The 5,980-nt window shown below is 69.8% G+C and carries 7 protein-coding genes; all 7 read left to right on the top strand.

Annotated elements, in window-relative coordinates; genetic code table 11:
• Nucleotides 1–975, top strand: a 975-nt coding sequence (locus HYV93_03435; GenBank protein ID MBI2525015.1) for an ABC transporter substrate-binding protein, incomplete at its 5' end; no start/stop codon positions are given.
• A gap of 60 nt (nt 976–1,035) precedes the next feature.
• Nucleotides 1,036–2,151, top strand: coding sequence for an ABC transporter substrate-binding protein (locus HYV93_03430; protein MBI2525014.1), 1,116 nt, complete (start codon nt 1,036–1,038; stop codon nt 2,149–2,151).
• 44 nt (nt 2,152–2,195) lie between these two features.
• On the top strand, nt 2,196–3,074 hold the full coding sequence (locus HYV93_03425) for a branched-chain amino acid ABC transporter permease (GenBank protein MBI2525013.1): 879 nt from the start codon (nt 2,196–2,198) through the stop codon (nt 3,072–3,074).
• Between the two features lie 6 nt (nt 3,075–3,080).
• A complete protein-coding gene (locus HYV93_03420; GenBank protein MBI2525012.1) occupies nt 3,081–3,950 on the top strand; it encodes a branched-chain amino acid ABC transporter permease in 870 nt (289 codons plus the stop codon).
• A gap of 1 nt (nt 3,951) precedes the next feature.
• Nucleotides 3,952–4,707 (top strand): ABC transporter ATP-binding protein, encoded by a 756-nt coding sequence (locus HYV93_03415; GenBank protein MBI2525011.1) that lies wholly within the window; start codon nt 3,952–3,954, stop codon nt 4,705–4,707.
• A gap of 19 nt (nt 4,708–4,726) precedes the next feature.
• Complete coding sequence (locus HYV93_03410; GenBank protein MBI2525010.1) at nt 4,727–5,446, top strand: ABC transporter ATP-binding protein; 720 nt, start codon at nt 4,727–4,729, stop codon at nt 5,444–5,446.
• 32 nt (nt 5,447–5,478) lie between these two features.
• Nucleotides 5,479–5,980, top strand: a 502-nt coding sequence (locus HYV93_03405) for a branched-chain amino acid ABC transporter permease (protein MBI2525009.1), incomplete at its 3' end; no start/stop codon positions are given.

Genomic DNA, 5,980 nt, shown 5'->3' with positions numbered 1-5,980 from the left:
GCCGAGCGCCTCATCACCCAGGAGAAGGTGCACGCGCTCTTCGGCGCGTACTTCTCCAGCGTCACCGCCACCGCCAGCCAGGTGGCCGAGCGCTACGGCGTGCCCTACATGAACGCCGAGTCCTCCTCGCCGGGGCTCACGGAGCGCGGCTTCAAGTGGTTCTTCCGCACCTCGCCCCACGACGGGCACTTCAGCGTGGCCATGTTCGACTTCATGAAGGACCTGGAGAAGCGGCGCGGCGTGAAGATCAAGACCCTCGGCATCATGCACGAGGACACGCTCTTCGGCGTGGACTCGGCCAAGGTGCAGGAGGAGCTGGCGAAGAAGTACGGCTACGAGGTGGCGGTGAAGATGGCGTACCGGGCCAAGACCACCAACCTGGACGCCGAGGTCGGCAAGCTCAAGGCGGCCAACCCGGACGTGTTCCTGCCCACCTCGTACACGTCGGACGCGATCCTCTTCGTCAAGACCGCGAAGAACCTCGACTACAACCCGAAGCTCCTCCTGGCCCAGAACGCCGGCTGGACCGATCCCAGCTTCGTCAGCGCGCTGGGCAAGGACGTGGAGGGACACATCACGCGGGCCCCCTTCGCCCTGGACATGGCTGCGAAGAAGCCGATGATCCGCCAGGTCAACGAGGCCTTCAAGAAGCTCAAGGACAACCCGGGGGGCCGCGACATCTCGGACGTCCCCGCCCGCGCCTTCACGGGCTTCATCACGCTCGCCGAGGCCGTCAGCCGCGCCCGGAGCGTCAAGCCCGAGGAGATCCGCAAGGCGCTCGCGGCCACGAACATCCCGCCGGAGCAACTCATCATGCCGTGGAGCGGGATCAGGTTCGACGGGAAGGGGCAGAACACGGGCGTGCGCGCCATCCTGCAGCAGGTGCAGAAGGGCGCCTACGCGACGATCTACCCCTTCGAGCTGGCAGCGGCAGACGTGGTCTACCCGCTCCAGGCCTGGAAGGACCGAAAGTAGCGCACCGAAACCGGGACCGGGGACGATGGTCCCCGGCGCGGGCCGACGAGGAGGGACGGCATGAGGACGATGCGGGTGGTGATGGCGGTCGCGTGGCTTTCGCTGCTGGCGGGAGCGCTGCCGGCAGCCGCGCAGGAGCCGTACCGGCTGGGGGAGGTGTGCTTCTGCACGGGCCCGGCGCCGCAGTTCGGCGAGTACTGCCAGCAAGGCATGGAGCTGGCGCTGGAGGACATCGCAAAGGAGGGCGGGATCAAGGGGCGCAAGCTCGAGGTGATGCGTGAGGACTGCCAGGCGCAGCCCAAGCTGGCCATCGCGGGCCTGACGAAGCTGGTCAACCTCCACAAGGTGCCGGCCTTCGTCACCTACGGCTCGAGCGTGGTGCTGGCCCTGGCCCCGCTGGCGGAGCAGAACAAGGTCGTCCTGCTGAACACCATGGCGACCAGCGAGAAGATCCGGCAGGCGGGGGACTTCACCTTCTCCAACATCGCGGGGAGCGAGGTGGAGGTGGTCCAGGCGGCGGAATTCGCGGCGCGGAAGCTGGGCGCCAAGAAGGTCGCGATCCTGTACGTGAACAACGAGTTCGGGCTCTCGGGCCGGACCGTCTTCTCGCAGACCGCGGCGCGGCTGGGCATGACGACGCCGGCGGCCGAGGCCCACGACATCGGGGCCACCGATTACCGGACGCCGCTCACCAAGATCCGGGCCGCGGCGCCGGACCTCATCTTCATGTACAGCCACGACAAGGAGATCGGCTACGCGCTCAAGCAGGCCAAGCAGCTCGGCATCGAGACGCCGTGGCTGCTGTACTCCGGCGCCAGCGCGCCCGTCACCACCGAGATCGCCGGGGCCGCCCGCGAGGGCGCGATCATGCCCCAGTGGCCATGGGATCCGGTGGGGGGCACGCCCAAGATGCGCGAGTTCGTGGCGCGCTACAAGGCGAAGCACGGGAAGGTGCCGGCCATCTACGTGGCCACGTGCTACGACGGCTACCGGCTCCTCGGCGCCGCGCTCGCCAGCGGCGCCACCACGGGCCCCCAGATCCGGGACTTCCTCTACAAGGTGAAGAACTTCGAGGGTGTCTCGGGGACTCTCAACTTCGACCAGGACGGCCAGGTCGTCTGGCCGGCGCGCTTCATGGTGGTGAAGGGGGGCAAGCTCACCCCCTACGGGCGCTAGGATCTCCCCGGCGGGGAGGGGGGCACTCCCCCTCCCCGATACCCATGGGCGAGCTGCTCCAGCTGACCGTCAACGGCCTCATCGCGGGGAGCGCGTACGCGCTGCTGGCGCTGGGGTTCTGGGTGGTCTACGGGACGACCCGGACCTTCCATTTCGCCCACGGCGGCGTCTACACGCTGGGCGGTTACGTGTTCTTTCACACCCTCGCGGCCCTCGAGGCTCCCTTCGTCGTGGCGGTGGCGGCCACGCTCCTCGTGACGGCGTTGCTCGGCATGGCCATCGAGCGGTTCCTGTACCGGCCCCTGCGGGGCATCGGGGCCTCCGACATGGAGACCCTGCTCAGCTCGCTCGGGCTCTACGTCCTCATCGAGAACCTCGTGATCATCGTCTGGAAGAGTGATCCGCGCCTGGTGCCCGTGGCCGAGCCGCTCCAGCAGGGCCTGCGGGTGGGCCCCGTCTGGATCACCGGCCTGCAGATCGTGGGCCTCGCCGCGAGCCTCGGCCTCTGGGGCGGCCTGGCGCTGTTCCTCCGGCGGAGCCGCGTGGGCCAGGCCATCCGCGCGCTGGCGGCGGACCCGGAGATGACCGAGATCGTGGGCATCAACGAGGACCGGATCCGCCTCGTCGTCTACGCGGTGGGTTCCCTCCTGGCCGGCTGCTCCGTGGTGCTCTCGGCCATCGACACCGGCATCGCGCCGTCCTCGGGGATGAGCGCCCTCCTCATCGCGACCATCTCCGTCATCGTCGGGGGCACCAGCGCCCTGTCCGGCGGCGTGGCGGGCGGATTCCTGATCGGGGTCGTCGAGAACGTCGGCATCTGGAAGATCGCCTCCGAGTGGAAGCAGGCCATCGCCTTCGGCGTCCTCGCCGCGTTCATCCTTCTCCGCCCCACGGGCTTGCTGGGGCCGCGGCAGGCGAAGTAGCAGCCGGTGGACTACGTCTTCTACGTGCTGATCCTGGCCAGCCTCTACGCCATCCTGGCGGTCTCGCTGAACCTGCTCGTCGGGCTCACCGGGCTGGTGTCCATCGCCCACGCGGCGTTCATGGCCATCGGCGCGTACGCGACGGCGCTGCTGACCACGAAGGCCGGCGCCAACTTCTTCGCCGCCGCCGGCGTCGGCATGGGGATCGCGGCGCTGGTGGCCGCGCTGCTGGCCGTGCCCACGCTCAAGGTCACCGGCGACCACTACATCATCGCGTCGTTCGGCTTCCAGGTGATCATCGTCAGCGTCCTGCTGAACTGGCCGGCGCTGACCAACGGCCCGTTCGGGATCTCGGGCATCCCCCGCCCGTCGCTCTCCGGCTTCCCCTTCGCGAGCTACCGCAGCCTGCTCGTGCTCGCGGTGGCGCTCGCCGGGCTCGCGGGGTGGGTGGCCTGGCGGATCGCCGTGTCCCCCTTCGGGGCCGTGCTCCGGGCCATCCGGGAGGACGAGGGAGCCGCCCGCTCGCTCGGCAAGGACGTGACGCGCTTCAAGGTGCAGGTCTTCGTCGTCGGCTGCGCGCTGGCCGCGCTGGGCGGCGCGCTCTACGCGGGCGTGACCTCGTTCATCGATCCCCCGAGCTTCGACATCCACGAGTCGATCTTCATCCTGGCGATCGTCATCATCGGCGGCAAGGGCAACGTGCTCGGCTCCATGCTGGGCGCGCTGGTGCTCATCGTCCTGCCGGAGCTGCTCAAGTTCCTGGCGGTGCCGTCCAGCATCGCCGATCCGCTGCGCCGCATCCTGTACGGGGTGCTGCTCATCGCGTTCATGCGCTTCCTGCCCGCGGGGCTCCTCCGCGAGCGGCCGGCCCGCTAGCGTGGCGTACTTCGAGATCGAGGGCCTGACCAAGGACTTCGGCGGCCTGCGGGCCGTGGACGCGCTGTCCTGCTCGGTCGAGCAGGGGAAGGTGACCAGCCTCATCGGCCCCAACGGCGCCGGCAAGACGACGGCCTTCAACCTCATCTCGGGCTTCGTCCGGCCCTCGGCCGGACACGTGCGCTACCGCGACCACGACATCACGGGCCTCGGGCCCGACCGCATCGTGGCGCTGGGGCTCGCCCGGACCTTCCAGGATCTCCGGCTCTTCCACCGGATGACGGCGCTCGAGAACGTGACGCTGGGTCTCCAGCGTCAGCGTGGCGAGCGGCTGACCCACGCGGTGTTCGGAGGAGCGGCCCTCCGGGCGGAACGGGGGGCCGCGAGGGGCCGGGCCCGGGCCATCCTGGAGGAGCTGGGGCTCGGGGCCAAGACGGGCGAGCTGGCGCAGAACCTGGCCTACGGCGAGCAGAAGCTCCTGGCCATCGCGCGGGCCATGGCCACGGAGGCCGACCTGCTGCTCCTGGACGAGCCCGCGGCCGGACTCGGGCGCGACGCCACGGAGACGATCCTCGGCGTGATCCGCGGACTCGTGCGGCGCGGGTGCACCGTGCTGCTGATCGACCACCACATGGAGGCGGTGATGGACATCTCCGACCGGGTGGTGGTGCTGGACGCCGGGCGCAAGATCGCCGAGGGGACGCCGGACGAGGTGCAGCACAACGACGAGGTCGTGCGCGTGTACCTGGGGCTCTGAGGGGCACGGCGGGGAGAGGATGGGCGCGCCGCTGCTGGAGCTGTCGGACGTGACCGCCGGGTACGACAAGAAGGTCGTGCTCGAGGGCCTCTCCCTGCGCGTGAACGAGGGGGAGGTCGTGGCGATGCTCGGGCCCAACGGGGCCGGCAAGACCACCACCGTGCGGACGATCTTCGGGCTGCTGCGCCCGTCGCAGGGCGCCATCGTCTACCGGGGGCAGCGGATCGAGGGGACGCGCGCGTCGGACCACGTGCGGAACGGGATGGCGCTCGTCCCGCAGGGGGGTCGGGTGTTCGCGCCGCTCTCGGTGGGAGAGAACCTCGAGCTGGGCGCCTACCTGCTCCGGAGCCGCCAGGAGCTCCCCCGGCGGCTCGAGGAGGTCTTCGCGCTCTTCCCGCGGCTCCGCGAGCGCTTGTCCCAGCGCGCCGGCTCGCTCTCCGGGGGCGAACGCCAGATGCTCTCGATCTCCCGGGCGATGATCCTGCGGCCGCGGCTCCTCCTGCTCGACGAGCCGTCCGAGGGGCTGAGTCCGCTCCTGGTCAAGGAGATGTTCGCGGTGCTGGGGCGCGTGGCGCGGGAGCTGGGCACCACCGTGCTGGTGGTGGAGCAGAACGTGCGGGCGGCCCTCGGCATCGCCTCGCGCGTGTACGTGATGCGGCTCGGCCAGATCGTGATGGAGGAGCGCAACCCGTCGAGGCTGCTTGACGGCGAGGCGCTGCGCCGGGCGTACATCAGCTGAGCGCGGGGGGGAGCATGCTACAGTAGCCGGCGATGACCGTCGAGGTACTGCTCCAGGGAATCATCGGCGGGCTCCTCATGGGCTTCATCTACGCCCTCATCGCCGCCGGCCTGTCCCTCATCTTCGGCCTCATGGAGATCGTGAACTTCGCGCACGGCGAGTTCCTCATGCTCGCCATGTTCTCCACCTTCTGGGCCTGGTCGCTGTGGCGGCTCGACCCGCTGGTCTCGCTCCCCCTCACGGCCGGACTCCTCTTCCTCCTCGGCGTGGCCACGTACCATGGGATTGTCCGGTGGATCCTCGGTGCGCCGATGCTCGCCCAGATCTTCGCCACGTTCGGCCTGGCCGTCTTCCTGCGCTCGGCCGCCCAGGCGCTCTGGGGGGCGGACTTCCAGCTGGTGAAGACCCCGTGGGTGCAAGGCCGCATCTCGCTGGCAGGCCTCTACGTCGGCCTCCCGCAGCTCGTGGCCAGCGTGGGGGCGGTCGTGGCCTTCGGCTTCCTCTACTGGTTCATCCGCAGAACGGAGACGGGGC

The organism is Candidatus Rokuibacteriota bacterium, assembly GCA_016188005.1.
Taxonomy (GTDB): domain Bacteria; phylum Methylomirabilota; class Methylomirabilia; order Rokubacteriales; family CSP1-6; genus UBA12499.
This window is presented reverse-complemented; position numbering and strand designations above follow the sequence as displayed.